Consider the following 24471-nt stretch of genomic DNA (forward strand, 5'->3'; position numbering starts at 1 on the left):
TTAGTTCACTGCCCCCTTATTCACAATATGAAAGGACACCTCTGTGCCTCTTCCCACCGTACTCTCCACATGAAGTCCTCTGCCGTACACACTGCGCAGCCGTCGATCTATATTGCTCAGGCCCACTCCCGTACGTTCCTTCTCGACTCGTTGTTCCGGCTCCCGCTTGAACAAACCGGCCAGCTTAGCGGGTGGAATGCCTAGCCCATTGTCTTGTACACGAACCGTGAACCCCTCTTCAAACGACTTTACACTCAAAATAATGCGACCGCCTTCCTCACGCTTCAGAACACCGTGTCGAATGGCATTCTCCATAAGAGGTTGGATGGTCAGAGGAGGCAGACGCAAATTCATTAAGGATTCGTCGATCTCATACTCCACGATGAGCCGTTCATCGAATCTGCTTTGTTCAATCTGCACGTAGGCATCAACAAGCTCGAGCTCGCCTGCAAGGCTTACGAAACGCTCCGTGCCGGTAATGTCGAAGCTTTTGCGCAAATAGTTGCTCAAGTGAGCAAGCAGCTTAGCTGCTTTCACCCCATCGACGTAGCAAAAGGAGATGATCGCATTTAAGGCATTATATAAGAAATGCGGCTTAATCTGAGATTGCAGAAAAGCAATCTCGGAAGCGAGGGCAAGACGAACAGATTGCCGCATTTGCAACAATGTGCCTACTCGTGATCTTACTTCCTCTGCATAAAATGGCTTGGTTACAAAATCATTCGCCCCTGCAGCGAAACCCGCCACTAACTCCTCGGGACCACTCCTTGCGGTTAGCATAATAACGGGCAGCTCAATCAATGGATATTGCTTGCGTATTTGTCTGCACACCTCGTAGCCCGACATTCGTGGCATCGTAACATCCAGCAGGACAAGCGATATTTCCGGATGAAGCTTAAGTAATTGCAGCGCCCCCTGTCCGTCCGTTGCCGTCAATATACGGCAAGAAGAGCTGCTGAATAAGTTCGTCAGCACCTGCAGATTGGAGGGCTGATCGTCCACTGCAAGCAAAGTCACCGGTTCCGAAGAGCCCGGCGCATACGGCTCGGTTACCTGTACTCCTGCTGCCGCCATAGTTCTGGCGGTCCATTCTTCTGATGGACCGTTAACACTTGCACGTTCTGCAGCAGCTTTCGAGTCAGAATAATCATCATTAGCCGACACATAGTCTAATCCCGTCTCTGCTATGGGCAATGTCAGTCGGAAGCGTGTTCCTTTGTTCGGCTCAGACCATTCCACATCAAGCTTACCGCCCATTAATTCCGCTAATCGACGTGAAATGGATAGACCCAGACCAGTCCCCCCGTATTCGTCTGCGATATGCGATTCACCTTGATCATAACGATTGAAGATCGATTCCCAACGTTCACTTGGAATACCGATTCCAGAATCCTCAACGGTTAATTTGATCATCTGTGAATCCAACTGTACCACTTCAATCACAATTAACCCCTTCAAGGTAAACTTAACGGAATTCCCCAGAAGATTGAACAATATTTGTCGGAACCGATTCTCGTCCACAGCTGCGAGGGGAAGCCCGTCCTCAATGCGGCTAATAATACGGAATCGCTTGCCCTCCACCATATAAGCAAAAGTCTCCAAAGTAACCTCCACGGCTGCCTTGATATCCAATGCTGCTGGACGCAGATGGATTTCATCCCGCTTGATCGCTTCCAGGTCAAGAATATCTCGTACAAGCGAGGACAGTCTCCGAGAGATGGAAAGCATCATGGATAAGTTATTGCGATTCACATCGGTAACGATGCCCCCGCGCTCCTCCAGCATGAATTGGGTCATATTGATCAACCCATTCAGAGGAGTCTGGAACTCATGCGAGGTCCGAACAAGAAACTCGTCCTTCAATTTATCCGTGCTTCTCAGACGATCCGTCACCTGCTCAATCGTTGCGAATGCTTCCGAGAACCGATGTGCCAGCATGAGCGCCACGAGTATACTGAACATTAACATGCCTACTGTTCCGAGCAAATATTGACTGGACCATCCCATCAGAAACATAGAGAAATCGAAGAAGCTGATCATCAGCACAAAAATCGCCAGAATCAGAATCCATACGTTCCGACGGCCGAAGCTCCCATACTGCCCACGAATGAAAGAGAAATACAATAAGAAAGTCATCCCTGCATATTCGGCAAACTGAATGATTCCGAATAAGACCGTGAATACATTGAATACCCTAAAAGGCAGCCCTGCAATAATAAGCAAATAGGTAACACTTGTAATCAAAACTACACGAATGGCCCAGCGCGGAATAAGCTCTCTGCACACAGCCTGGATGAACAAGGCGAGGAATATGATGGCGACATATTGAGACATCGTCTGTACCTTTTGCGAGAGCTCGAAGGAAAGCCATGGAACAAAATACATAAAGAGCTTGCTGCCATAGCTGGCATAAGCCGTAGCCGCACCGATGCAGTATAGGCCGAACCAGAGGAAGCCTTTCTCCTGCCGCCTCCAGACATAAGTACTCAAATGATACAAGCCGATTAATAGAATCGCTACAATAACTGCTAACTCATAACCGAATATACTGGTATTCCGCGCACTTATAGCTTGGGCATCCCCGAAGTAGATACTGTCCACTATACCGCCGAAGGAAGAATCATAATTAGCTGCCTGTATGACAATCTCTGCTTGATTACCTATGATAGGAAAAAAAACAGCATATGGTTTATTCTCAGGTGTATAGCTGGACCAATCCAGTTCAGGCATTCCGCTTCCGCCAACCTCGACTCCGTTAATGAGAACCTTACTCGACAATCGAATGTAAGAAATTCGAATTCCGTATGATTGGGTAGACGGATTCAGCTTGAGGGTTAAGCGATAAGTAGCTGCTCCTTTGCTGCTATCGACCAAGGAAGATGGTTTCCACTGGGAAGGGACCGGATAATAATTGGGCTCTTCTTCACCTGACAGACCACGCTCATCAAACGTTGTAAGAAGACGATTCCAATAAAATTCCCACTCGCCATCCAACGGGATGGAGCCATCCTTCTCAAAGTCCCATTCTGTCAAATCCATGACACCCTGCTGAGCCTTAGGGAAGGAATTATTATGATGAGATACCGACATTAAGATATAGTAAGAGGCAACAGCTGCAATTACGCATACAACTACTGCTATGAGATTTCTGGCCGTTCTCCAATTCATCAACTTCCGGCTCCTCTGCCGCACGTGGTTAAAGCACTATGTATAAGATTGAACAGGTATATAGTACCATATCTAGCTCAAGTAGGGCACATTAACGACAATTAATGCAGATGGTCACTCTGAGCGTTATCGACTATAATCGGATTTAAGACCTATTGGGGGTGTCCCTCTTGTTCCAATTACGAAATGATGCTTTTCTGGAAAGTCCGGAGTTCCCTTTCGACGCGAGTCCATTCCGGATCCTTGACAATAAACCGATCGAACCGCATTCGCATGAATTCATTGAGCTGGCTTATATAGCGGAAGGCAATGGCACTCATTCCTATGAGGGACGTAACTATAAGATCAGCGCAGGTGACGTATTCGTCATAGAACCAGGTGCCGAGCATGCCTATTGGGTTGATTCCGGCACCTCCCTACTCGTATATAACATTCTTTTCACTCCAGGCCTGCTGAAATCAGAGATCGAGATGCTGTCGAGCGTTACACCATTTGTGAATTTCTTTTATGTAGAGCCCTTTCTCCGTAGTACGGTTCGCTTCCAAACCCATCTAAAGTTGGATTTATATGAGCAATTGGAGATGCGAGCCTTACTTGACCGAATTGTGTTAGAAATCAAAGACAAAAGGCTTGGATACCGGATTGTAACGAAAACTCGATTAATAGAGATGTTCGTGTTTCTGAGCCGCTGTCTCGATAGCCGCAACTCTCCCTCGCCTTCTTTTCGGGTAGATGATAATATGCTGGTGCACATCTGCAACTTTATCGAACGTCATTACGCACAGCCCCTTAGCTTGAACCAAGTCAGTCAGTTGTGCGGTATGAGCGCGTCGGCTTTCTCTGCCAAGTTCAAACAGCATACAGGGCGGACATTTATCGAATATCGCAACGCGGTTCGGATTCGTGCCGCCGCCCAACGGATTGCACATTCCGATATGAAAATGTTAGCGATTTCCCAGGAAGTAGGCTTTGATGATTTGAGCTTTTTCAATAAATTGTTCAAGGTTCAGCTTGGTGTTACACCGGGACAGTATCGGCGGCAACACGCCCAATCCGAGTAACTTATTACCAATGCGCCCCGAGTTCATTCTGGAAAATCACCTGTTAAGTGTGGAAAATCAACCAAGTTTGCCGTCTGCCTTTCCTATACGATGTAATCAACCCCTTATACATTTGCAAAGCAGATGTTGCTCGAACAAATAGGGTAAGGAAAGGTAGATGACTTTAGATGGAGAACCTGCTTTCACAAGAGCAAATCGATTTTTACCAAACGAACGGATTCATCCAAATCGACAATGTGCTGACTAACGAAGAAGTCGACGAATTGGCTCTCTATATGGAAGAAGCGATGAGCACAAAGGAAGCGAACGCTGCTCGTGTAGGCGATGGAGCGTATTATAAGGTGCTCAATCAGAAGGTTAACACTTGGCGGGACCATGCAGGTATGGCGCGCTACACCTCGCATCCCAGGATTGCTCGTCTGGCTATGGAGCTTAGCGGCGCATCGGGAATTCGCTTATTCCATGATCACGCGCTGTGGAAAATGCCGCAAGATTCCAAGCCGACCCCGTGGCATCAAGACTTTCCTTATTGGCCTATGAATGAACCAGGAGCTCTATCCGTCTGGATCCCTATGCATGATGTAGACGAGCACAATGGATGCATGATGTTCGTTCCTGGCTCTCACAAGGCCGGGAAGTTGACTGGTATTAATTTCATTGAACCTCAGAACATCTTTGACTATGTAAAAGGTACAGAGCTCGAGAATCGCAATCCGGTTATTGTCCCGCTCAAGAAGGGAAGCTGCACGTTCCACCATGGCCTGACCTTTCATTATGGACACGCCAACCTGAGCGATTCTCCGCGGCGAGTTTTGGCAGCCATCTATATGCCGGATGGCACGACCTTCAATGGCAAGTCCCATCCATGCACCAACGGTCTCGATTTCCAGGAAAATGAACCTCTGCACGGCGGGTTGTTTCCTGTGCTGGCCAGAGCGTGAGAAGGGGGCGAATCCATTGAAATACCGCAAATTCGGCCGTACAGACTGGGACGTCTCCGAGATAGGGTTTGGGGCTTGGGGAATAGGCGGAAGCTGGGGTCCCGTGGATGACGGTCTGTCTATCCGCACATTGCTTACCGCGTTCGAGAGTGGAGTGAATTTCGTTGATACGGCTCAAATGTACGGCAATGGACATTCTGAGGAAGTCATAGGACGGGCTCTTAGGCAGTGGACCGGCAACCACATCTACACGGCAACGAAGGTACAGCCGGTCGCGTGGCCTCATGCGGATGAATCCAATCCGGATTTCGCAGGACGTTATCCAGCGCGACACTTAAGAGAGCAATGTGAAGCGAGTCTCAAGCGACTCGGCTTAGAGGCGATCGACCTCTACCAGCTCCACGGCTGGTTCCCGAGCGGTGTGGCCGATACGGAATGGTTCTATACGCTCACCGAGCTGATGCGGGAGGGCAAGATTCGTGCTGTTGGTGTATCACTGCGTGACTACAGACCGGAAGAAGGGCTGGGCATTGTGGAAGCCGGTCTGACCGATTCGATACAAGTCGTGTTCAACCTGTTCGAGCAGCGTCCAGCAGATCGATTATTTCCTTTATGCAGAGAGCACCCCACGGGAGTCATCGCCCGCGTACCTTTCGATGAAGGCGCGCTCATCGGGAATTGGTCGTTGGAATCGTACGAGCAATTCGCCGATAATGATTTCCGCAGGAAATATTTTAAAGGCGAGCGGTTCCCTCGGACGTTGGAGAAGGTTGAAGCGCTTAAAGCGACTGTTCGGGAAGTAACTGGGGACCAATACGCATCTCTTGCAGAAGTAGCCCTTCGCTACACCCTGTCGATTCCAGGTGTGAGCTGTGCGATACCTGGGATCAAGAACCTCGAGGAGCTTCGCGCTAATATAAGCGTGTCGGATGGAGAGCCTCTCCCTGACGAGCTGTTGGAAGCCTTGAAGCCTCATAACTGGCCGAGAAATTATCACAATCCCAACTCGGGTGTGGATCCTGAATAGCGGAGTGGATACGAATGGATTCGAAGAATTACCAATCTTTTTCCTATCTGAATGAAAGATTGCAGCAGAAAACGGCGAACGTTGCTGAACGCCCCGTCTTGTATGTGGCTTTTGGGGACAGTGTGACCCAGGGCTGGATGGAATTCGCTACAATGGATCATAACGGATCATTCCCAGCGCTGTTCAAAAAAAGGGTTGATGAACGATTTCCACTTGCTTCTCTTAACATCATTAATGCTGGAGTGTCGGGAGATACCGCCATTCGATCCTTAAGCCGTGTAGAGCGTGATCTGCTGCCGTTCGGGCCGGATCTTATAACGATTGGTTTCGGAGTCAATGACGCCCACCAGGGTATGGATGGAATAGTCGGATACCGTCGAGCCTTAACCGAATTAATCGAACGAATTCGCGAGCGAGGCCACTCCGATATCCTACTTGTGACCCCAAGTATGATGATGAGGCACGACAACACCCAGATTCACGACAACGACAAGAAACATGTGAATGCCTTCGTTGCTGTCGCCCAATCAGGGGTGTTACCTCTCTATCGGCAAGCAATGCTTGAAGTAGCTTCAGAGACTTATACACCCTGTCTAGATTCATATGCCATGTGGCTGGAGATGGAACAAGCGGGGGTAGATATTCACTCTCGGTTAGCCAATGGGATCAATCATCCGGATCGAGCATTTCATAATCAGCTTGCTGAGAAGATGGAACAAATCGTATTTCCTATGTAATAAGATTAACCTCTGGAACAAATTCCTTCTTATGTAACGGGTGCCGTCACTACTTAACGGCACCCGTGTTACATGTAGGGGTTAATGTTATAATAGATTCATAATGTTGGAATGGAGGAATCTTGTATGGAGTCTAATTCAAAACGCAAGGAATCCACTTCACAAGTTAAAGAGCAGAATGAGATTTATAGTGAGTATGATCGATTCGAAATCATAGACCATGTTCGTTATGATCTTAAGCCGGCACCAAATATTAACCATCAAGTGTTAGCTGGCAATTTGTACTTCAATCTGAAGAAAACCTGCTCTTTGGATGGTGTCATTCTAATCACTCCCCTTGATGTTTACTTGGATGAAGGGAATACTTTTCAACCGGACCTGGTATTTATTCATAACGATAATCTTGCCATCATCAAAGAGGCTCGGATCGAAGGAGCCCCTAACCTTGTTGTTGAAATTTTGTCCCCAAGCACTAGCACGAATGACAAAATCCACAAGAAGGTTCAGTATGAACGTTTTGGAGTACAAGAGTATTGGATAATTGATCCCGTACATCGCACGGTTGATCAATTTATTCTCAGTTCCGGCAAATTCATATTGCATGCAACGTATGGAGATGACTTGACCCTCACTTCCGATCTTTTTCCATGTATCCATTTGACGATGGATGAACTATTCACTAGCTTTCGGAAATAAGCACTTCACTGTAACCGCATCTATTTATTGCATCGCCAGCCAATTCGCTTTCCAGACACCCTCTTTGTTTTTAGTCAATCCAAAAAATTTCCGATTCTCCCCTGTGTCCGGTTTATGGACCGGGATCATGAGGATGTATGCCGTATCCCCATCAATCGTCTGCTCCAACCGATATTCGCTCCAATAACTTTCCCACATCTGTTTGGAGCGCTCAACCCCAGCTTGATCTTTGGCAAGTTCACTAAGATACTCCTCCCTGCTTGGGGTGCTCGTTCCTGCTCCCTTATCGAGCAAAGCATAAGTTGTTTCATGATGGCCCATTCTTGATGCAGTAATATACCATCGGAATATATCGATTGGTTCCAGTCCAATTAGCAGAGCCTCTGATTTCGTCTCCGCATATTGGGCATATTGCATGTATTGCGTTTCAGTCAGCTTCCATTTCTCATCGGCGTATTCTTTTTTCTGATTGTTCGGTGTTGCCTCCGGAGGTTGAGTCTGAATCGGTTCTTTAACGGTATGAATATTCGTGAGATTAAATATAACTCCGACCATGATTACAGCACAAGCTGTCACCACAGCCAGGGCTAGCAAGCTTCGTCTTCGGTCCCGAGAACCAAGCTTTTTCTTTTTAGCTATCCTCTGCTCTATTGTGGCTATATGGTCCATTGTAAAGGTTCGTTTCGCGAAAGGGTCCGTATCCTTCAATTGCCCATACCATTCGGGTCTCTGTTCACTCACTCGCTACCTCCTCCTTCCGACTAACAGACATTTTTTGACGCGCCCGTGAGAGACGGGACTTGACTGTTCCTTCAGAAACGTTAAGGATCTCAGCCATCTCTCTGGTTGTAAGCTCATATTTGGCATCCAGGATCAGAACTTCTCGATACTTAATCGGGAGCTTCAACACCAAACTCCATATATCCTCAGTAAAATTACGATCCATCACTTCTTGCTCTGCTGAAGCAGCTGTATCCTTTCCCATTACCAATCCGACTAGAGTCACCCTGCGTATAAAAGCAGTACGCATATAGTTGACCGAAATATTGCGGGTTATGGTGAATAACCATGTACGCATGGAAGCTTCCCCGCGAAATGAGGCTATCTTCCGATAGGCTTGAATAAATACATCCTGCGAAATATCATCCGCCAAGTCGTGGCGTTTCGTAAGAAAGTATGCAAAATTCCATACCGCTTGACCATGTGTAACCATCAAATCGCGGAAACTATCCGCATCCATATGTGATATATGTTTCCAGTAATCCTGCTCCACGCCATCACCTCATTCATTAGACAATACAAATGGAAGTAAAGTTCCATTTGTCACTGCACTTACGCTTTTCCACTCCATCCCCACGCCCTTTTCGTGCTTCGGTAAATAAAAAACAGCCCCGAAGGGCTGTCATCTTTAAACATTCAAACTGTTGTGCCGTTATCCGAATATAGCTTTCCAAACCGGAACCGTAGAACCGCCTGGATACTTGATATACAGCAGGTAATACACCGTAACACCCGTAATAGCAGTGGCAAACCAAATAACGGAAGTCCAAGGTCCAATCTTGCGATGCTTGGCTAGTTGATTCTTATACCCCCATCTGAGTGTGATGATCCCCATTACGCCCCCAACCGTAGCGAGAGTAATATGGAACAACAGGAAGATCAAATACCATGTTTTGACATGATCCGGTCCGTCGAAGAGAGTATTTCCCAATAAAACCGTACGGGACAAGTAGAAGATGAAAAATAAGGTGGCAAATACACCAGCTAGCGTCATCGTTTTCATATGGGCTTGTATTTTACGCTGAGCTATCAAGACCCAACCTATAGCAACAAATATTGCGCTAATTACAATGAACGTTGTACTGAGGAAAGGCAAAAATTTGAACATGACTTACACCATCTCCTAAATTAAATAGCTGGACCCGGCTCCAACTCATTATCATCCAATCTTTCTCTGCCGTACCAGGTGAAGAATACGTAAGCCAACGCTGCGCCGTACATTATCTCTTGGACGACTTTCATAATTACTCCGCCTAGTTGTTGGTCCTCTTGTGCATCCAGCAACGAGAAGAATGCCGGACCTCCATCAAAGTTCTGCAGCAGAACTTGAGCATTCGTTGGTACACAGTAGCCCATTGCTGTAGCCCATGCGGCAGGATCGCTGTATGTCGCGAATATAGGCGTAGTGGCAAATATGATCAAAGCGCACGCAGGGGTGATCAGTACACCGTTTGCGAATATATACGCCATTTTTTTCAACTCAGACATGGAATAAAGCTCAGGTAGAGGGTTTACGATCGGCCACCACATCATGAAGGCGGAAACAGCCAATACTAGATAGAACAAGGCATGAATCGTAAAATGGGTCATTACATAGTCGTGAATCGCAGGCATATGATAGAACGAAAATACGATATTAAAAACAATAACTGTAATCATGGGATGTGTGATTGCAGTCAACACTCGTTTGAACCCAGGAATTCTGAATAACGGGCGAATCATCCACCCTGGAATCCCGATCAACATAAGCGGCGGTGCAATTAGATAAGCTAGAGACATGGAAGTCATATGCGCACTGAACATCAAGTGACCAAGAAGCTCAATTGGTCCACCATTGGCCATGTAGAACACAAACAATCCGATCAAGAATAAAGCAATCTTTTTGATAGAAACCGGTTCTGAGTCTACGAATCTGGATCGATAGGGCCCTATCATCGCCAAATATAATAATGCGACTATAACGGTAATCACCATGTTCACCGGGCTCCAAAGTTCGCTGAACTCGAAATATTGCAGTCCGAGCATGAAGGTAACCTCCTCCGTAACAATCGTTATTGTTCTTACCAAGAATACATAAAATTACTAAGAAAAAAGGGAGCCTGACCTGCAAGCCCCCGAAATTCCTACCACCAGATCCAATATACTACAGCAGCAACACCAGTTAGAGCAATTATGAATCCGAAGATGATTCCGACTGTGGCGAAGAAATGTCCACGGTCCTTCATATGCATCCAGAATGCTAATTGGAATGCGGCTTGGATAAGCGCCAAGGTTACAATAAATATTAGAGTAAACGTTCGACCCATCTCTGCAATTACGACTACAAACGCCAGAAGGGTTAGTATGATCGATAAGGCAAAGGACAAAAAGTGATTCCGGGGACCCTCATGATAATGCCTGCTTTTCCCCTGATCCGTTGTGGAATGATTAGAAGCCATGGTGCTAGCCCACCTTTCCCATCAAATAGACGACTGTGAAGATGAAAACCCAGACCACGTCGACAAAGTGCCAGTACAGACCAGCAACATAAAGCTTCGGAGCTGTTACAGTAGTGAGCCCTTTAGTCTTGGTTTGCAGCATAAGAAGCGATATCCACACTACTCCGAACAATACGTGAGCTCCGTGGAACCCAACCAACGTATAGAAGGCAGAGCTGAAAGCACTTGTAGAGAACTTATGCCCTTCATGCACGTATTCGAAAAACTCGTAAATCTCAAGTCCCAAGAACGCAAGACCCAACACTACAGTGATCCCAAACCATAACTGCATTTTACCTGTATCGTGGCGATGCATAGCTTGAATAGCTAACACCGACGTCAAGCTACTCGTTAACAAAATGAATGTAGCTAATGCAACTGTAGAAAGAACGAAAATTTCTGTCCCTGGAGGGCCATCCGCTATTTGGTTGCGAAGACCGATGAATGTGGCGAACAAACAGCCGAACAAGACCGTTTCCGCCCCAAGGAATAACCAGAAGGCCAGAACCTTATTTCGACCTTCCAAGGTGGCTTTCTCTAATTCAGCAGGAAGGTTGTTGCCAGTTAGATCAGCGTTACTCATACTCGAACCTCCTTATCCTGCAGTTCTTCGACCTCAATATGGTACCCATGATCATCATAGATCGAGCGTACAAACATACAGATGAAGAATATTATCATTCCGCCGCCTGCAACAAAATAGTTGTGATACATAAATCCAAACCCTGCTATGAATAATCCAATGGACATGATAAGCGGCAGAATCGATGGCGATGGCATATGAATTGACTGAAGCGGCTCTGCTGGAGTCATCTCCTTCTTACCTTCCATCTTCTCTTTAAACAAAGCATCCAAGCCTCTTACCAGCGGAAGCTGTTTGAAGTTGTATTCAGGTGCTGGTGAAGGAATCGACCATTCTAATGTACGAGCATCCCATGGGTCGTTTCCTGCATTTTTGGGTTTCATGTTAGTAATGATGATATTGACCAACAGAAGAATGGTACCAATCCCCATCATGAATGCCCCGATACTGCTGACTAAGTTCATCGTACCCCAGCCCTGTCCGTCGAGATACGTATAGACGCGTCGCGGCATACCAAGCAATCCAAGGACATGTTGGATAAAGAATGTAAGATGGAATCCGGTGAAGAAGAACCAGAACGTCCATTTTCCTAATGTTTCGTTCAGCATTCGTCCGAACATCTTAGGCCACCAGTAGAACAACCCAGAGAACAGACCGAATACCAAGCCGCCTACGATAACATAGTGAAAGTGCGCCACAACGAAGTAACTGTCGTGGTATTGGAAGTCAGCTGCCGGCGCGGCCAGCATGACGCCCGTCATACCCCCGATTACGAAAGTCGGGATGAAACCTACTGCCCACAGATTCGCTGTTGTAAAGCGGATTTGACCGCCCCACATGGTGAACAACCAGTTGAAGATCTTGATCCCTGTCGGAACCGCGATTAACATCGTGGCGATGGAGAACAGCGCGTTGGCTACCGGCCCCATACCTGTTGTGAACATATGGTGAACCCATACCATGAATCCTAAGAAACCGATAATGACTGTTGCAAATACCATTGCGCTGTATCCGAACAACCGCTTATGCGAGAATGTACTGATTACTTCAGAGATAATCCCGAATGCTGGCAAGATCAGAATGTATACTTCCGGATGTCCGAAGATCCAGAAAAGATGCTGCCATAACACGACGTTACCGCCGGCTGCTACATCGAAGAAATTACCATGGAATAACCGTTCGAACATAAGAAGGACAAGTCCTACTGTAATTGCCGGGAAGGCGAAAAGAATAAGTGCTGACGTTACGAAGGAAGCCCATGTAAATAGAGGCATTCTCATGAAGGACATTCCAGGCGCACGCATATTAATAATCGTGACCAGGAAGTTAATGCCCCCAATCAATGTACCAATCCCTGCTATTTGCAGTCCCAATACATAGTAATCGACACCCTTATCTGCGAACTCAGGTGTAGAGAGCGGAACATAGGCAGTCCAACCAGCATCAGGAGCTCCGCCGAAGAACCAACTCAAGTTCATCAACAATCCACCGGAGAAGAACAACCAGAAGCCGAGTGAATTCACGAACGGGAAAGCAACGTCTCGAGCACCAATCTGGAGCGGAACGACTGCGTTCATAAATCCTAAAATCAGAGGCATAGCAGCAAAGAAGATCATCGTCGTACCATGCATAGTAAGCAATTCATTAAAAACAGAAGCGTCAACAATGTTGTTCATCGGCTTCATTAATTGTACGCGGATCAGGATTGCTTCCAAGCCGCCAATCAGGAAGAAGAAGCCGCCAGCCATTAAGTACAAGATACCGATTTTCTTATGGTCAACCGTTGTAAGCCAGTCCATCAGTCCGTTGTATTTAGTGACCTTATGGTGAGCATGTGCGTGTGCCAACTTATAAACCCCTTTCTTCAGAAGTGTTTACTTCTGCTTTTGTCCTGCTAAATATTCCACGAGCGCGTCGATCTGTTTATCGGTAAGTCCGAGGCTAGTTTCCATCTTGCTGCCTGGAACGTCTTTCGGATTCGGCATCAGGTTACCTGGTTTGACCTCTTGCGGATCATGTAACCATGTACTTAGATTTTTGTTGAAATCTCCCGGATCACGATTGAACAATATACCGGCTACCGTCTCACGGTTCGCGTAGTTAACAAGACTAGGAGCTACTTTGCCGCCAACAACCTGCTTCTGCTGATTATCATAAATAGCGTGACAGCCGATACAGCTCTTCTTGAATACCTGCTCCCCTTCGAGAGCCAATGAAGAAGTCACTGTATTGTTAGGAGACTTCATACCCGCTATCCACCGTTCGAACTCGTCCGGAGTTACTGCCTTTACCTTAAAATCCATGAGAGCATGTGAAGTACCGCATAATTCCGCACACTTCCCATAGTACACGCCTGGTTCATCAGCAACCAAGTAATGCATGTTGGTCAAGCCAGGGTTGTTATCCTTCTTACCACCTAACGTAGGTACCCAGAAAGAGTGGTTGACGTCCGCTGATTCCAAGTGGAACGAGATTGTACGGTCAGTCGGGATAACCAAATCCTGAGCAGTAATAATCTTTTCATTCATATACTCGAATTCCCACCAGAACTGGTGCCCGGTTACTTTAACTTGAAGGGCATTCGGATCATTGGAATAATCTTTATCAAGTTCAAATGTGTACTTAACCGTCGGGACCGCAATGATAAACAGCAAAATAAACGGAATCACAGTCCAAATAATCTCGAGCTTGTGATTACCTTCAACTTGCTTCGGAACCCCAGTTTGTCCAGGACGCTTACGGAATCGAACAAGAACATACACATAGATGATGGCTACGACGATGAATACACCGATCATAACGGCCAGAGAAATAAGAATAAGCCATAATTGCTTCTCAGCTACAGGGCCCTTCGGATTCAATGTCGTTATTTCGTCAACCCCACAGCCTGATAGTATGAACGTCATCATCGCCAATAAAGGGACTAAACGCCATACAAATTGCCACCGTTTCATTCACTCATCAACCCCAATTCACTGTTTTAATAGATCAATCGAGCTAAGAAGACCAATCTATTACTGCTAGTATGGATGGCCATATCTTGTCAACAAACCTAATCACTTCATTAACTATAATTTCGCCAACATTGTTTGTCAATCTTCCTGGCAAAGTTCACACAATGTTCTAATATCAAGGCTTTCAAGGATTTTTAGCATCCTAAGTGCGCTGCAAAAGAACCTCATTTTTACGAGAAGGATACATAAAGGGTATTTCCTTTTTTCGGATAATTTATGCAAAGGCAACTGACAAATATATATACTCCCCAACGCGAATATTCTCGTTTAATCAGCAAATGCTAAATCATAATTGTTATTACCCAATACATTCTGCCTTAATCGGTCAGGAGGAACTTATGCCCAAATTAAATCTGCTGATCAAATGGTTTACATGTATCTCCTTACTGGCCGCGATTAGCGCCTGCAACTACAAAGAGAAGTTCGAGAGCAGCCCTTCGGATTACGGGAGTCGAACGCACAATAGCAAAGCAAACGGATTTCGTACGTTCAACACACAGCTCAAGGCGGCCGATCACAACAATACGTCCATGGTATTCAGTCAAGCGACTTCCGACATGATCGACGATCTGAAAGGTATACGCAGCTCTTTTGTCATTTTAACCGATAAGAATGCCTACGTAGCGGTGCTGCTGGACAATACGGCTACTGGAACCAAAGGGAAAGGAACAAAGAACGGCACTGATCGAACCATTACGATGCCAGGTGTTGATGACCGTTCAGATACAACCAAATCGCTGAAGCCCGGTGATATTGCGATGGAGAAATACTCCTTCCCCATGATTCCGAATCCGCAGGATCTTTCGAGCGAGCTGCACGAAATGGTAACAAGAGAGATCCGTCAAATGCATCCTCAGATCACCAATGTGTTCATATCCGCGAATCAGGATTTCATTAACCAGTTCAGTCAGTATGCACATGACTCATGGCGCGGAACGTCTCTGCAATCCCAAGTGCCTCAATTGAATACCTTGGTGCAAAGCCATTTTGGAGGTCAGGGCATCATCCAGTTAACCCCGTAAAAAGTGTTTCTTCATCTATTAGCATTAAAACACGGCGAGAAGTTTCTCTTGCCGTGTATTTTTTTGCGCTTTTTCGAGTTATAGTTAAAGGATTGGATTGTCTCTAATCGAATAAGTATGGCATGCCGATAAATAGATATAGACTAAATCGCGAGGTGTCTCACCAATGGAAAAATCTACAATTTTTGGATTAATACTGGCGTTTATTTCAGTTGGGGTCGGAATGGTACTAAAAGGGGCTCAGCTTGCTTCATTACTCAACTGGGCGGCTATCTTGATCATTATGGGCGGAACAGCTGCTTCAGTTATGATTGCATTCCCTATGTCCGAACTGGCCAAGATCCCTAAGCTGTTCAAAATTATTTTTATTAACCAAAAGTTAGTTCCGAAAAAAGAGCTCATTCAATTGTTTATCGAATGGGTGACCATCACTCGCCGTGAAGGTCTGCTTGCTCTGGAGAGCAAGGTCGAGGATATAAACGATCCTTTCCTGAGAAACGGTATGCGGATGATTATTGACGGGAACGATCAGGAGTTTATCCATGACGTGTTAATGGAAGAAGTAAATGCGATGGAGGATCGTCACCGATCAGGTGCATTAATATTCACCCAGGCAGGTACATACGCACCAACACTCGGTGTACTTGGAGCCGTTGTCGGATTGATCGCAGCATTAAGTAATTTGAACAATGTAGATGAGCTTGGCCATTTAATCTCCGCTGCATTCGTCGCTACCTTGCTCGGGATTTTCACAGGTTACGTCCTCTGGCATCCAATTGCAAACAAGTTGAAGCAAATATCCCGCAGAGAAGTCGAAATTAAGTTAATGATGGTCGAAGGGTTGCTGTCTATTCAATCCGGTATTTCCGCTATTGCCATTGAACAGAAGCTTTCCGTATTCCTGACTCCTTCTGAACGTTATGGCCCTCAGACCAGGGAGGAGGAATCCGAGCGTGAGCAAAAGGCGAAAGCAGCATCATGAAGAACATATGGATGAAAGCTGGCTGATCCCATACGCCGATTTACTCACCTTGCTTCTCGCTCTGTTCATTATTCTGTTCGCGTCTAGTGAGGTTGATTCGAAGAAATACGACAACATTATGCGCAGTCTTAACTCAGCGTTCAGCGGTGGGACAAACTTATTCCAGCAAACTTCCGTAGTTCCGATAACCTCAGATCCTACAGATCAAATCAATAAAAAAACAGAAGAATTCAAGAATCCATCACAGACTTCACAAGAAAACAAGGAACTGCTTGCCCAGATGGAGAAGGAAATGGTAGATCTGCAAGAGCTGAAGCAAAAGCTGGACAAATACATTCAAGACAATGGATTAAATACACAGCTTGAAACCCGATTAACCAATGATCTATTGATGATCACCATTCGAGATAACGCCTTGTATGCCTCAGGGAGTGCAGAGGTTAAGCCTGAAGCGAGGAAGCTTGCTCAGAATATTGCCAGCATGCTTACTCAATATCCTGGCTATCAGGTTGAAGTGGCTGGTCATACGGACAATATTCCGATCAACACGAGAGAGTTCGAGACGAACTGGGACCTGAGCTCCAAGCGTGCGCTTAATTTCATGAAAATCTTGCTGCCAGCGGATAGTGCTGGAGCCGCCCGCTTCAGTGCAATCGCCAAGGGTGAAAATCATCCGATTGACACGAACCAAACTGCGGATGGCCGCGCTAAGAACCGTAGGGTAGAAGTATCGATTTTGCGTAACTTGAAATCAGGCTCAACAATCCCGGCGTCCAATCCATAATTCCCAACAATCCTTGCTTAACGGCAGCTTAGAAGACGCAATATGTTAAATATCATTAATCGTCTTCTTTTCTATACTGTGATTCGCATATTATTAGCAATAAGACAGATTCCGCGACATGAATGGAATGCAAGGCAAGGTTTGACCACATACATACATGGGAAAGGTGTGCTGCTTATGAGCGAAAATAAAACGAATGCTTGTATCTTTGTGTTTACTGGGCCTGACGGCTCTGGACGCAAGACAGTCGCAGATATGGTCGGTTCTACTCTCGAGCTGAGAAAAGTACTCTCATGTACAACTAGGGCGCGACGCGCCGGAGAACTTGAAGGGCAGGATTATCACTACATTAGCCGCGAAGAGTTTCAAGAAGCCGATCAAGCTGGAGCTTTTATTGAAAGCATTGAGATTGACGGGAATTTCTACGGGATCCGTCATGCAGATATTGATCAATTGTTAGAGGCCAGCGATTTTGTTTATTTGATCCTAAACCCTAAGGGCGCAAATATCTTGAAGACCGTTTATCTCGACAAAGTGGTGGAGCTGTTCATCTACGCGGATCGTTCTTCAGTGGCGAACCGTCAAAGAGAACGTGGTGACGAGGAAGATGTCATCGAACGTCACATGTCTCATTATGACGAGGCTATGGCATACTTGCCTGAGTGTGAGTTTGTGTTTGACAATCAGGACTTGGCCCACACCGTGTTTGCTATTACGAATTTATTAGAGCCGTATCTGGACCGGAAGTTACTTGATTTGGACTGACCTTGTTGAACGAGCCTCGCGTGAATAGACGCGGGGTTTTTTCTTTGCTCGGATTGTGACACAATAGTAGGAGTACCCATTCAGGAGGATCCCGAACATGAAAATAGTTTCCATCGAACCTACACCTAGTCCGAATACAATGAAGATTAATGTGGATGAAGCATTAGTTAAAGGTGAGAAGCGGACATACGATAAGCAGAATCGAGTATCCGCTCCGTCTAACATGCAGCAGCTTTTGGATATCCCAGGAGTCACCTCCGTGTTTCGAGCGGCTGATTTTGTTGCCATTGACCGTAACCCGAAGGCAGATTGGCAGTCCATACTCACACGCGTTCAAGGCATTCTGGAAGGCGCATCTGGTGCAGGCAGCGATACTGGCGATACCGCTGAGGATCAAGCAGCCTTTGGCGAAGCGCAAGTATGGATTCAAACATTCCGCGGTATCCCCATGCAAATCAGGGTTCGCAGCGGCATGGATGAGTTTCGGGCAGCACTGCCCTCTCGTTTCACTGATGCTGCAATGCAAGCGGGGACAGCATCGCCTAACTTGATCAGGGAGCGTACACTTCAGGATGGAGGCATACGGTATGGAGAGCTTGCTGAGATTGGAGAGCAGATTGCAGCCGAGCTTGATGCCTCATACGATGATGAGCGGTTGAAGCAGCTAGTGCACAAATCGCTCGAAACTGGGACCGAAGGTACGATCATGCCGGAGGAGCGCAGAGAGTTGAGCTTTCAGGAGCTGTCTGAACGCCTGCAGGATGAGAACTGGAAGGTGCGTTATGCTGCGCTTCAGCGGATCAAGCCGTCTCTGGAGACGCTGCCTTTGCTGATAAAGGCTTTGCAGGATCCGCAATCATCCATTCGCAGATTGACCACGGTGTATCTTGGCGATATTCGAGAACCGCAAATTATGCAGTACTTGTTCCAAGCGCTGAAGGACAGCTCTGTGTCCGTACGGCGGACAGCTGGCGACACGTTGTCCGATCTAGGTGATCCGGCTGCGATAGAACCGATGATTGAAGCCTTGAGCGATCCGAATAAACTTGTGCGTTGGAGGGCTGCTCGCTTCCTGTATGAGGCCGGAGACGAATCCGCCGTAGCAGCGCTGCAAGAAGCATTGAATGATTCTGAGTTCGAGGTACGGCTGCAGGCAAAGCTGGCGCTAGCTCGCATCGAGGGCGGCTCCGCAGCCGAGGGCTCCGTCTGGCAGCAAATGACTCGTCGTAATGACGAGCCGTCTGGAGCTAATTGAATGTTGGAAGCTTTGCAGCGGGCTGAGTTTAGTTAGTTGTCGTCCCCTTAATTCAATTAAATACAAATAGGCTACCGACTGTCACTTTGGTCAGTAGCCTATTTGCCTCATGAACATTTGAACTTGTTGCCTTAAATACTGTTTATCATGAATCCTATGTCTTCCATAACCTCTTTTGTTCGTTCCATCGGACCTGGATCACTTTCATTTTGTGTCTTCTCCTGTCCTTCCGGTGGCACACTTGTCGCAGCTTCATTATCATTCATTACGTTTTGAACCTCAGAATGGATAACCGTTTCACGTCTGCTTTTTTCCATTATTGACTCCTTTATACTGAGGCTCTTCATTTTCGGTTTACTTAGTCAGGCCATAGGCCAACAGTGTTTAAAATACCCCATAATTGTTCCGGTATCCCAATCCTTTTATACAGATATTCGAACGCTTTCCTTCGGTTCGACCTTATAAACTTATAGATTCTAAACTATCGAAAAAAAAGCAGCCGCAAAATCGGCTGCTTTTTACTGTGTTAACGCCCTTGCCGGGCGGATGCGCGGCCTTTGCCGCGGTCACCGCTGCGTCCACCGCCTGCGCTGCTTGCTCCCGCACTGCTGCGCCCACCGCTGCGTCCGCCTCTGGCGCTTCTCGCTCCCGCACTGCTCGCTCCCGCACTGCTCGCTCCCGCACTGCTGCGCCCGCTGCTGCGTCCACCGCCGCCGCTGCTCGCTCCCGCGCTGCTGCGCCCGCCGCTGCGTCCGCCTCCGCCGCTGCTCGCTCCCGCGCTGCTGCGCCCGCCGCTGCGTCCGCCTCCGCGGCGCTCGCCTGCTGCATCGCTGCGCCGGCCGGCGCCCTCGCGCGCAGGCGCTGCGCGCTCCTCGCTTGCGCCGCTCGCACCAGCATCGCGCTCCGCCGCGCTCGCGCGCCTGGTGCCTGCGCCCGCGTTACCGCGCCCAGCGCCGCCGCGACCGCTTACGCGGCTCGCCTCGCCTCTGCCCGCTCCGCGCCGGGCTGTGCGCTCGCCGCTCGTGCGGCCGCCCCGGCCTGCTGCAGCCTTGACGCCAGCAGGCTTCTTCGTGCCGCTCTGCATCAAGCCTCCCTCGACGTTGCGTCGCTCGAGAGTCTTCCCTATGCCTTTCTCGAGCTGCAGCACCCTGATCCGATCTCGCGGGGTCGCGAACAATATGGCCACCCCTGTCTCCCCTGCACGGCCTGTTCGGCCGATTCGGTGGATATAGCTCTCCGTATCATTCGGGAGGTCATAATTATATATATGGGTAACACCCTCAATATCGAGACCTCTGGCAGCTACATCTGTAGCCACTAGCACTTGAAGCTTCGCTTCACGGAACCGCTTGAGAATAAACTCCCTCTTAGCCTGGGACAAATCTCCGTGCAGCTCATCTGCATTAATATTTTGCTCCTGCAGCTTGCGATTCAAGCTCGCTGCGCCTTTCTTCGTTCTGCAGAACACGATAGCCAGAAAGGGTTTATGAAGCTCCAACAAACGAATCAACGTTTCCGGCTTGTCCGCCTCGTTCGTTTCAATAATGGATTGTCTAATCTCATCGAGCGTCACATGCTTGCTCTTGATCTTGACTTCTTCCGGCGCAACCATGTATCGGGTTGCCAATGCTCTAACCTGTGATGGCATCGTAGCTGAGAATAACATCGTCTGGCGCTTCTCATACGTTTGCGACATAAGGGTATCGGTATCATCGAGAAAACCCATCCGCATAATTTCATCCGCCTCGTCCAATACGAGGTACTTCACTCCAGACAGCTCGATCGACCCTCTATTCACATGATCCAGCAATCTTCCTGGAGTCCCGACGATAATATGCGTAACCCCTTCGAGCTTCTTGATCTGCCTGTCCAGATCTTGACCGCCATAAGCGGATAATACCCTCGCTCCCACTACACTGGACAGCCGCTCTAACTCCTTCGTAATTTGCAGAGCCAATTCACGAGTAGGCGTTATTATAAGCGCCTGCAGAAACGGCCTGTTCGGCTCTATCCGTTCAAGGATCGGAAGCAGGAAGGCAAGTGTTTTCCCCGTACCTGTCTGTGCTTGCGCGATCATATCTTTACCTGCCAGTAATAGCGGAATAGCTTGTTCTTGAATTGGCGTCGGCTCCGACACCCCGAATTCCTTTAATTTGAGCTGTAACTCCTTGCGAACACCTAATCTTACAAAATCTGCAGCCATTCGGCCACCTCCGTTTATCTCACACTTTATCTTACAAACTATACCATACCCACTTGATTCCCACAAAAATCCCACTCTTGACGCATCGATTTTGTTTGAGATGTCATAGACACAAATAAGGGAACTGCTTTCCCCTATTCTCGATTTTGTACCCTTTTCAGATACAAAAAGAATAATAGAGGACAGCACCTCCCTCATTACGATCTTCAGTTATGCTGATCTTTCTCCCCTTACCGGCGACTGACAGAGTCTCCCCTAGTTTCGCTTAGTCCGACTAACCGCAAGTCTCGTCTTCTCAAGTAACGGGATTACCTTTTCATGCTGACGGCTGGCAATGGTGATGAACAGAATGTCGACCACATTCAACTGGGCTATTCGTGAGGCCATCGCCCCGCTTCGAATGCTTTGTTCCACCGAGCTTGTGAATAACCGAATATCCCCGAGCTCCGCTACGGGAGAAGACCCGAACTTGGTCAGTGTAATAATAGTCGCACCCTGCTTTTTGGCTTCCGATAAAGATTGAATGATGTCCTCGGTTTGACCTGAATAAGAGATTCCAATCGCTACATCTTTATCCGTCAAGCTCCCTGCAGAAGTAAGCTGACTGTGGTAATCCGAATACGCCCGGCACCACCAATTGATCCGACTGAATTTCTGATAAATATCCTCGGCAATAACAGCAGATGCCCCAACACCGTAGATGTCAATTTTGCGTGCGCCGGACAGAGCGATCGCTGCCTTTTCCACCTCATCCGACGACAAAACCGTTAAAGTATCTTGAATGGATTGTTTGTTATTGTTGCTGACTGCCTGCATGATCGAATCTACAGAGCCGCCCATCTTAATCTCTTCATATGTGCCAGTCGGTACATTCGAAGTCAGATCGCCCGCTACCCGCAGCTTCAGGTCTTGATAACCTGTCATATTCAGCGTCTTCGACAGCCTGATAATAGTCGCTTCAGAGACACCGCTCAGCTCAGCCAGCTTTTGCACCGAGTACTTTACGATCTCCTTCGGATTCTCCAGAATGTATTCAGCGACTTTTCGTTCAGATGGCTTTAATTGATCCAATATGGCTCTTAATGCCACCAATCCTCCGCTAAGCATCTACACCACTCTCTTTATCCTATAAATTTCACCGGTATCTGTACCGCCGCTATCGGCCTCGTCGCTTCTAAGCTTATACGAAATGACACGCCAGGTAAATACAAATGGGGTAAAAAGCGCCTTTTTCCCTTTTTCGCTTGGTAAAACTTCTCATTTTAAGGAAGGATTTATCCCATTATTCGTTGAATTATTACTTAAGACCTATTCTCTTAAGAACACGGTGCAAAACGAGGTGTCACAGGATGGAACAACATTGGCTTAAGTCCGCTTCGATCTTCATCATGGACGATCAATTGTACAATGTCGAGCTGTTGGAGCGGATTTTGAAACGAGCCGGATTTGTCAACCTCACGAGTACTACGGACCCGACTTTATTCGAAACGATGTTTGATCAGACGAAGCCCGATATAGTACTGCTAGATCTTCATATGCCCGTAATCGATGGATTTGCCGCCCTGGCTCAAATCATACAAAAGGTGCCCGAGGATGATTACTTACCTGTATTAGTCTTAACAGCGGATGTAACTCCAGAAGCCAAGAAACGCGCCTTGCGCGAAGGCGCTAACGATTTCTTGACCAAGCCCTTCGATCGAAGTGAAGTTGTACTGCGTATAACGAATTTGTTGAAAAATCGCTTCCTCCACCTGCAGCTGCAGCAGCATAATCAATTGTTGGAGCAAAAAGTGATGGAACGTACATCAGAGCTTGAGAAAGCGCAGTTCGAAATTTTGCGTATTCTGGCGCGATCAGCGGAGTACCGTGATGATGTGACGGGTGAGCATACGCATCGTGTCGGTAAATTATCAGGTTTGACAGCAAGAGCGCTTGGTCTGTCAGAAGAACAAGTCCAACAGATCGAATCTGCTGCAACGCTTCACGATATTGGCAAAATCGGTATCCCTGATACGATTCTGCTGAAGCCCGGAAAATTCAGCCCGGATGAGTTCGATCGGATGAAAGCCCACACGTCAATTGGAGCAAGCATTATAGGTGATGCCTCTTTCCCCATCCTTCGAGCGGCTGCTGAGATTGCTATGTGTCATCATGAGAAATGGGATGGCACCGGCTACCCGAGAGGGCTTAAGGGGGAACAAATCCCTTTGTTTGCTCGGATAGTGGCAATCACCGATTTTTTTGACGCTCTCTCTCATGAGAGGCCTTACAAATCCGCTTGGAGTATCGAAGATGTTCTTAATGAGATCCGCGCTCAAAGGGGGATCCACTTCGACCCGTTGGTAACGGACGCTTTTTTATCTATTATTCACTCTAAATAATGGTTACACTCATCTATACATATCCTTGAGGAGGAATCGTATGAAAGGCATGGTTTTTACGGCTTTTTTGGAAATGGTTGAGGAGAAATTTTCATTACAGATAGCAGATTCTATCATTGAAGCATCTAAAGTTCCTTCCGGCGGAGCATACACCTCCTTAGGCACTTACTCCCATGAGGAGATCATTAGTCTTGTCATTCAACTCGCCCAACAAACCGGTATACCTGTCCCCGATCTTGTCCGCACTTTCGGTGAATATATGTTCGGACAGCTGGCAGCCAGCCACCCTCAATTTATCGACCGGAATAAGGGTGCCTTAGATTTCCTCAACAATGTCGACAAGTACATTCATGTCGAAGTTCGCAAGCTGTATCCAGATGCAGAGCTGCCCGCTTTCTCCTACGAGTCCCCCGCCCCCAATGTGTTGGTTATGACTTATCGTTCCTCCAGACCGTTTGCTGATCTCGCTGAAGGATTAATTATCGGCTCTATCAAATATTTTGACGAGAACATCACGGTTGAAAGAACCGATCTGGACAATCAGGACGGAACGTCTTCGCAATTCACCTTGACGAAACAGGAGATTGCATAAGCT

24 protein-coding genes are annotated in these 24471 nt (G+C 47.3%); 12 read left to right on the forward strand and 12 right to left on the reverse strand.

Annotated elements, in window-relative coordinates; translation table 11 throughout:
* On the reverse strand, nt 1-3168 hold the full coding sequence (locus tag AC58QD_RS07660) for a hybrid sensor histidine kinase/response regulator (protein ID WP_497331698.1): 3168 nt from the start codon (nt 3166-3168) through the stop codon (nt 1-3).
* Nucleotides 3169-3338: 170 nt separating this feature from the next.
* Here AC58QD_RS07660 and AC58QD_RS07665 point away from each other — a divergent pair, with 170 nt between their 5' ends.
* The 5 genes from AC58QD_RS07665 to AC58QD_RS07685 all read left to right on the forward strand — a co-directional run bounded on the left by AC58QD_RS07665 (nt 3339) and on the right by AC58QD_RS07685 (nt 7630).
* Nucleotides 3339-4229 (forward strand): AraC family transcriptional regulator, encoded by an 891-nt coding sequence (locus AC58QD_RS07665; protein WP_497331700.1) that lies wholly within the window; start codon nt 3339-3341, stop codon nt 4227-4229.
* A gap of 167 nt (nt 4230-4396) precedes the next feature.
* Nucleotides 4397-5170: a phytanoyl-CoA dioxygenase family protein gene (locus tag AC58QD_RS07670; RefSeq protein WP_497331702.1), complete on the forward strand. Its 774-nt coding sequence runs from the start codon at nt 4397-4399 to the stop codon at nt 5168-5170.
* A gap of 16 nt (nt 5171-5186) precedes the next feature.
* Complete coding sequence (locus tag AC58QD_RS07675; protein WP_497331704.1) at nt 5187-6197, forward strand: aldo/keto reductase; 1011 nt, start codon at nt 5187-5189, stop codon at nt 6195-6197.
* 14 nt (nt 6198-6211) lie between these two features.
* Nucleotides 6212-6934 carry an SGNH/GDSL hydrolase family protein gene (locus AC58QD_RS07680; protein ID WP_497331706.1) on the forward strand — a complete coding sequence of 241 codons (723 nt, stop codon included), beginning with the start codon at nt 6212-6214 and terminating at the stop codon, nt 6932-6934.
* Nucleotides 6935-7060: 126 nt separating this feature from the next.
* Complete coding sequence (locus tag AC58QD_RS07685; RefSeq protein ID WP_497331708.1) at nt 7061-7630, forward strand: Uma2 family endonuclease; 570 nt, start codon at nt 7061-7063, stop codon at nt 7628-7630.
* A gap of 24 nt (nt 7631-7654) precedes the next feature.
* Here AC58QD_RS07685 and AC58QD_RS07690 read toward each other — a convergent pair whose 3' ends face one another.
* The 8 genes from AC58QD_RS07690 to coxB form a co-directional block, all read right to left on the reverse strand.
* Nucleotides 7655-8371, reverse strand: a complete 717-nt coding sequence (locus tag AC58QD_RS07690) for a hypothetical protein (RefSeq protein WP_497331710.1) — start codon at nt 8369-8371, stop codon at nt 7655-7657.
* Nucleotides 8364-8903 carry an RNA polymerase sigma factor gene (locus AC58QD_RS07695; RefSeq protein ID WP_497331712.1) on the reverse strand — a complete coding sequence of 180 codons (540 nt, stop codon included), beginning with the start codon at nt 8901-8903 and terminating at the stop codon, nt 8364-8366. Before AC58QD_RS07695 ends, AC58QD_RS07690 begins: the two co-directional genes overlap by 8 nt.
* Nucleotides 8904-9062: 159 nt before the next feature.
* Nucleotides 9063-9518: a DUF420 domain-containing protein gene (locus AC58QD_RS07700; protein ID WP_497331714.1), complete on the reverse strand. Its 456-nt coding sequence runs from the start codon at nt 9516-9518 to the stop codon at nt 9063-9065.
* Nucleotides 9519-9538: 20 nt separating this feature from the next.
* Nucleotides 9539-10435 (reverse strand): cytochrome c oxidase assembly factor CtaG, encoded by an 897-nt coding sequence (ctaG, locus tag AC58QD_RS07705; protein ID WP_497331716.1) that lies wholly within the window; start codon nt 10433-10435, stop codon nt 9539-9541.
* Nucleotides 10436-10533: 98 nt separating this feature from the next.
* Nucleotides 10534-10848, reverse strand: a complete 315-nt coding sequence (locus tag AC58QD_RS07710) for a cytochrome C oxidase subunit IV family protein (protein WP_497331718.1) — start codon at nt 10846-10848, stop codon at nt 10534-10536.
* A gap of 4 nt (nt 10849-10852) precedes the next feature.
* Complete coding sequence (locus AC58QD_RS07715; RefSeq protein WP_497331720.1) at nt 10853-11470, reverse strand: cytochrome (ubi)quinol oxidase subunit III; 618 nt, start codon at nt 11468-11470, stop codon at nt 10853-10855.
* Nucleotides 11467-13317: a cytochrome c oxidase subunit I gene (gene ctaD, locus AC58QD_RS07720; RefSeq protein WP_497331722.1), complete on the reverse strand. Its 1851-nt coding sequence runs from the start codon at nt 13315-13317 to the stop codon at nt 11467-11469. Before ctaD ends, AC58QD_RS07715 begins: the two co-directional genes overlap by 4 nt.
* Nucleotides 13318-13344: 27 nt before the next feature.
* Nucleotides 13345-14424 (reverse strand): cytochrome c oxidase subunit II, encoded by a 1080-nt coding sequence (coxB, locus tag AC58QD_RS07725; RefSeq protein WP_497331724.1) that lies wholly within the window; start codon nt 14422-14424, stop codon nt 13345-13347.
* A 398-nt stretch (nt 14425-14822) separates the two neighbouring features.
* Between coxB and AC58QD_RS07730 the strand changes: the two genes are divergently transcribed.
* From AC58QD_RS07730 to AC58QD_RS07750, 5 genes are all read left to right on the forward strand, one after another.
* Nucleotides 14823-15506, forward strand: a complete 684-nt coding sequence (locus AC58QD_RS07730) for a YhcN/YlaJ family sporulation lipoprotein (protein ID WP_497331726.1) — start codon at nt 14823-14825, stop codon at nt 15504-15506.
* A gap of 166 nt (nt 15507-15672) precedes the next feature.
* Nucleotides 15673-16488, forward strand: a complete 816-nt coding sequence (gene motA / locus AC58QD_RS07735) for a flagellar motor stator protein MotA (protein ID WP_497331728.1) — start codon at nt 15673-15675, stop codon at nt 16486-16488.
* A complete protein-coding gene (locus tag AC58QD_RS07740) occupies nt 16460-17272 on the forward strand; it encodes a flagellar motor protein MotB (protein ID WP_497331730.1) in 813 nt (270 codons plus the stop codon). Before motA ends, AC58QD_RS07740 begins: the two co-directional genes overlap by 29 nt.
* Nucleotides 17273-17449: 177 nt before the next feature.
* Entirely contained in the window at nt 17450-18037 is a 588-nt protein-coding gene (locus AC58QD_RS07745; protein WP_497331732.1) for a guanylate kinase, read from the forward strand.
* 97 nt (nt 18038-18134) lie between these two features.
* Nucleotides 18135-19292 carry a virulence factor gene (locus AC58QD_RS07750; RefSeq protein WP_497331734.1) on the forward strand — a complete coding sequence of 386 codons (1158 nt, stop codon included), beginning with the start codon at nt 18135-18137 and terminating at the stop codon, nt 19290-19292.
* 131 nt (nt 19293-19423) lie between these two features.
* Here AC58QD_RS07750 and AC58QD_RS07755 read toward each other — a convergent pair whose 3' ends face one another.
* From AC58QD_RS07755 to AC58QD_RS07765, 3 genes are all read right to left on the reverse strand, one after another.
* Nucleotides 19424-19609, reverse strand: a complete 186-nt coding sequence (locus AC58QD_RS07755) for a hypothetical protein (RefSeq protein ID WP_497331736.1) — start codon at nt 19607-19609, stop codon at nt 19424-19426.
* A gap of 209 nt (nt 19610-19818) precedes the next feature.
* Nucleotides 19819-21495, reverse strand: a complete 1677-nt coding sequence (locus tag AC58QD_RS07760; RefSeq protein ID WP_497331738.1) for a DEAD/DEAH box helicase — start codon at nt 21493-21495, stop codon at nt 19819-19821.
* Nucleotides 21496-21750: 255 nt separating this feature from the next.
* Entirely contained in the window at nt 21751-22602 is an 852-nt protein-coding gene (locus tag AC58QD_RS07765; RefSeq protein WP_497331740.1) for a MurR/RpiR family transcriptional regulator, read from the reverse strand.
* Nucleotides 22603-22844: 242 nt separating this feature from the next.
* Between AC58QD_RS07765 and AC58QD_RS07770 the strand changes: the two genes are divergently transcribed.
* On the forward strand, nt 22845-23876 hold the full coding sequence (locus AC58QD_RS07770) for an HD domain-containing phosphohydrolase (RefSeq protein ID WP_497331742.1): 1032 nt from the start codon (nt 22845-22847) through the stop codon (nt 23874-23876).
* A gap of 40 nt (nt 23877-23916) precedes the next feature.
* Entirely contained in the window at nt 23917-24468 is a 552-nt protein-coding gene (locus tag AC58QD_RS07775) for a heme NO-binding domain-containing protein (RefSeq protein WP_497331744.1), read from the forward strand.
* The last annotated feature ends 3 nt before the right edge of the window (nt 24469-24471 follow it).

It is taken from the genome of Paenibacillus sp. J2R1T-4 (genome assembly GCF_059692235.1).

Bases quoted from the DNA above. Each gene is read 5' to 3' on its own strand.
- AC58QD_RS07765 (WP_497331740.1), bottom strand. From the start codon at position 22,602: ATGCTTAGCGGAGGATTGGTGGCATTAAGAGCCATATTGGATCAATTA.
- AC58QD_RS07710 (WP_497331718.1), bottom strand. From the start codon at position 10,848: ATGGCTTCTAATCATTCCACAACGGATCAGGGGAAAAGCAGGCATTAT.
- motA (WP_497331728.1), top strand. From the start codon at position 15,673: ATGGAAAAATCTACAATTTTTGGATTAATACTGGCGTTTATTTCAGTT.
- AC58QD_RS07755 (WP_497331736.1), bottom strand. From the start codon at position 19,609: ATGGAAAAAAGCAGACGTGAAACGGTTATCCATTCTGAGGTTCAAAAC.
- AC58QD_RS07730 (WP_497331726.1), top strand. From the start codon at position 14,823: ATGCCCAAATTAAATCTGCTGATCAAATGGTTTACATGTATCTCCTTA.
- AC58QD_RS07745 (WP_497331732.1), top strand. From the start codon at position 17,450: ATGAGCGAAAATAAAACGAATGCTTGTATCTTTGTGTTTACTGGGCCT.
- AC58QD_RS07685 (WP_497331708.1), top strand. From the start codon at position 7,061: ATGGAGTCTAATTCAAAACGCAAGGAATCCACTTCACAAGTTAAAGAG.
- AC58QD_RS07715 (WP_497331720.1), bottom strand. From the start codon at position 11,470: ATGAGTAACGCTGATCTAACTGGCAACAACCTTCCTGCTGAATTAGAG.
- AC58QD_RS07700 (WP_497331714.1), bottom strand. From the start codon at position 9,518: ATGTTCAAATTTTTGCCTTTCCTCAGTACAACGTTCATTGTAATTAGC.
- coxB (WP_497331724.1), bottom strand. From the start codon at position 14,424: ATGAAACGGTGGCAATTTGTATGGCGTTTAGTCCCTTTATTGGCGATG.
- AC58QD_RS07760 (WP_497331738.1), bottom strand. From the start codon at position 21,495: ATGGCTGCAGATTTTGTAAGATTAGGTGTTCGCAAGGAGTTACAGCTC.
- AC58QD_RS07670 (WP_497331702.1), top strand. From the start codon at position 4,397: ATGGAGAACCTGCTTTCACAAGAGCAAATCGATTTTTACCAAACGAAC.
- AC58QD_RS07770 (WP_497331742.1), top strand. From the start codon at position 22,845: ATGGAACAACATTGGCTTAAGTCCGCTTCGATCTTCATCATGGACGAT.
- AC58QD_RS07680 (WP_497331706.1), top strand. From the start codon at position 6,212: ATGGATTCGAAGAATTACCAATCTTTTTCCTATCTGAATGAAAGATTG.
- ctaG (WP_497331716.1), bottom strand. From the start codon at position 10,435: ATGCTCGGACTGCAATATTTCGAGTTCAGCGAACTTTGGAGCCCGGTG.
- AC58QD_RS07775 (WP_497331744.1), top strand. From the start codon at position 23,917: ATGAAAGGCATGGTTTTTACGGCTTTTTTGGAAATGGTTGAGGAGAAA.
- AC58QD_RS07750 (WP_497331734.1), top strand. From the start codon at position 18,135: ATGAAAATAGTTTCCATCGAACCTACACCTAGTCCGAATACAATGAAG.
- AC58QD_RS07660 (WP_497331698.1), bottom strand. From the start codon at position 3,168: ATGAATTGGAGAACGGCCAGAAATCTCATAGCAGTAGTTGTATGCGTA.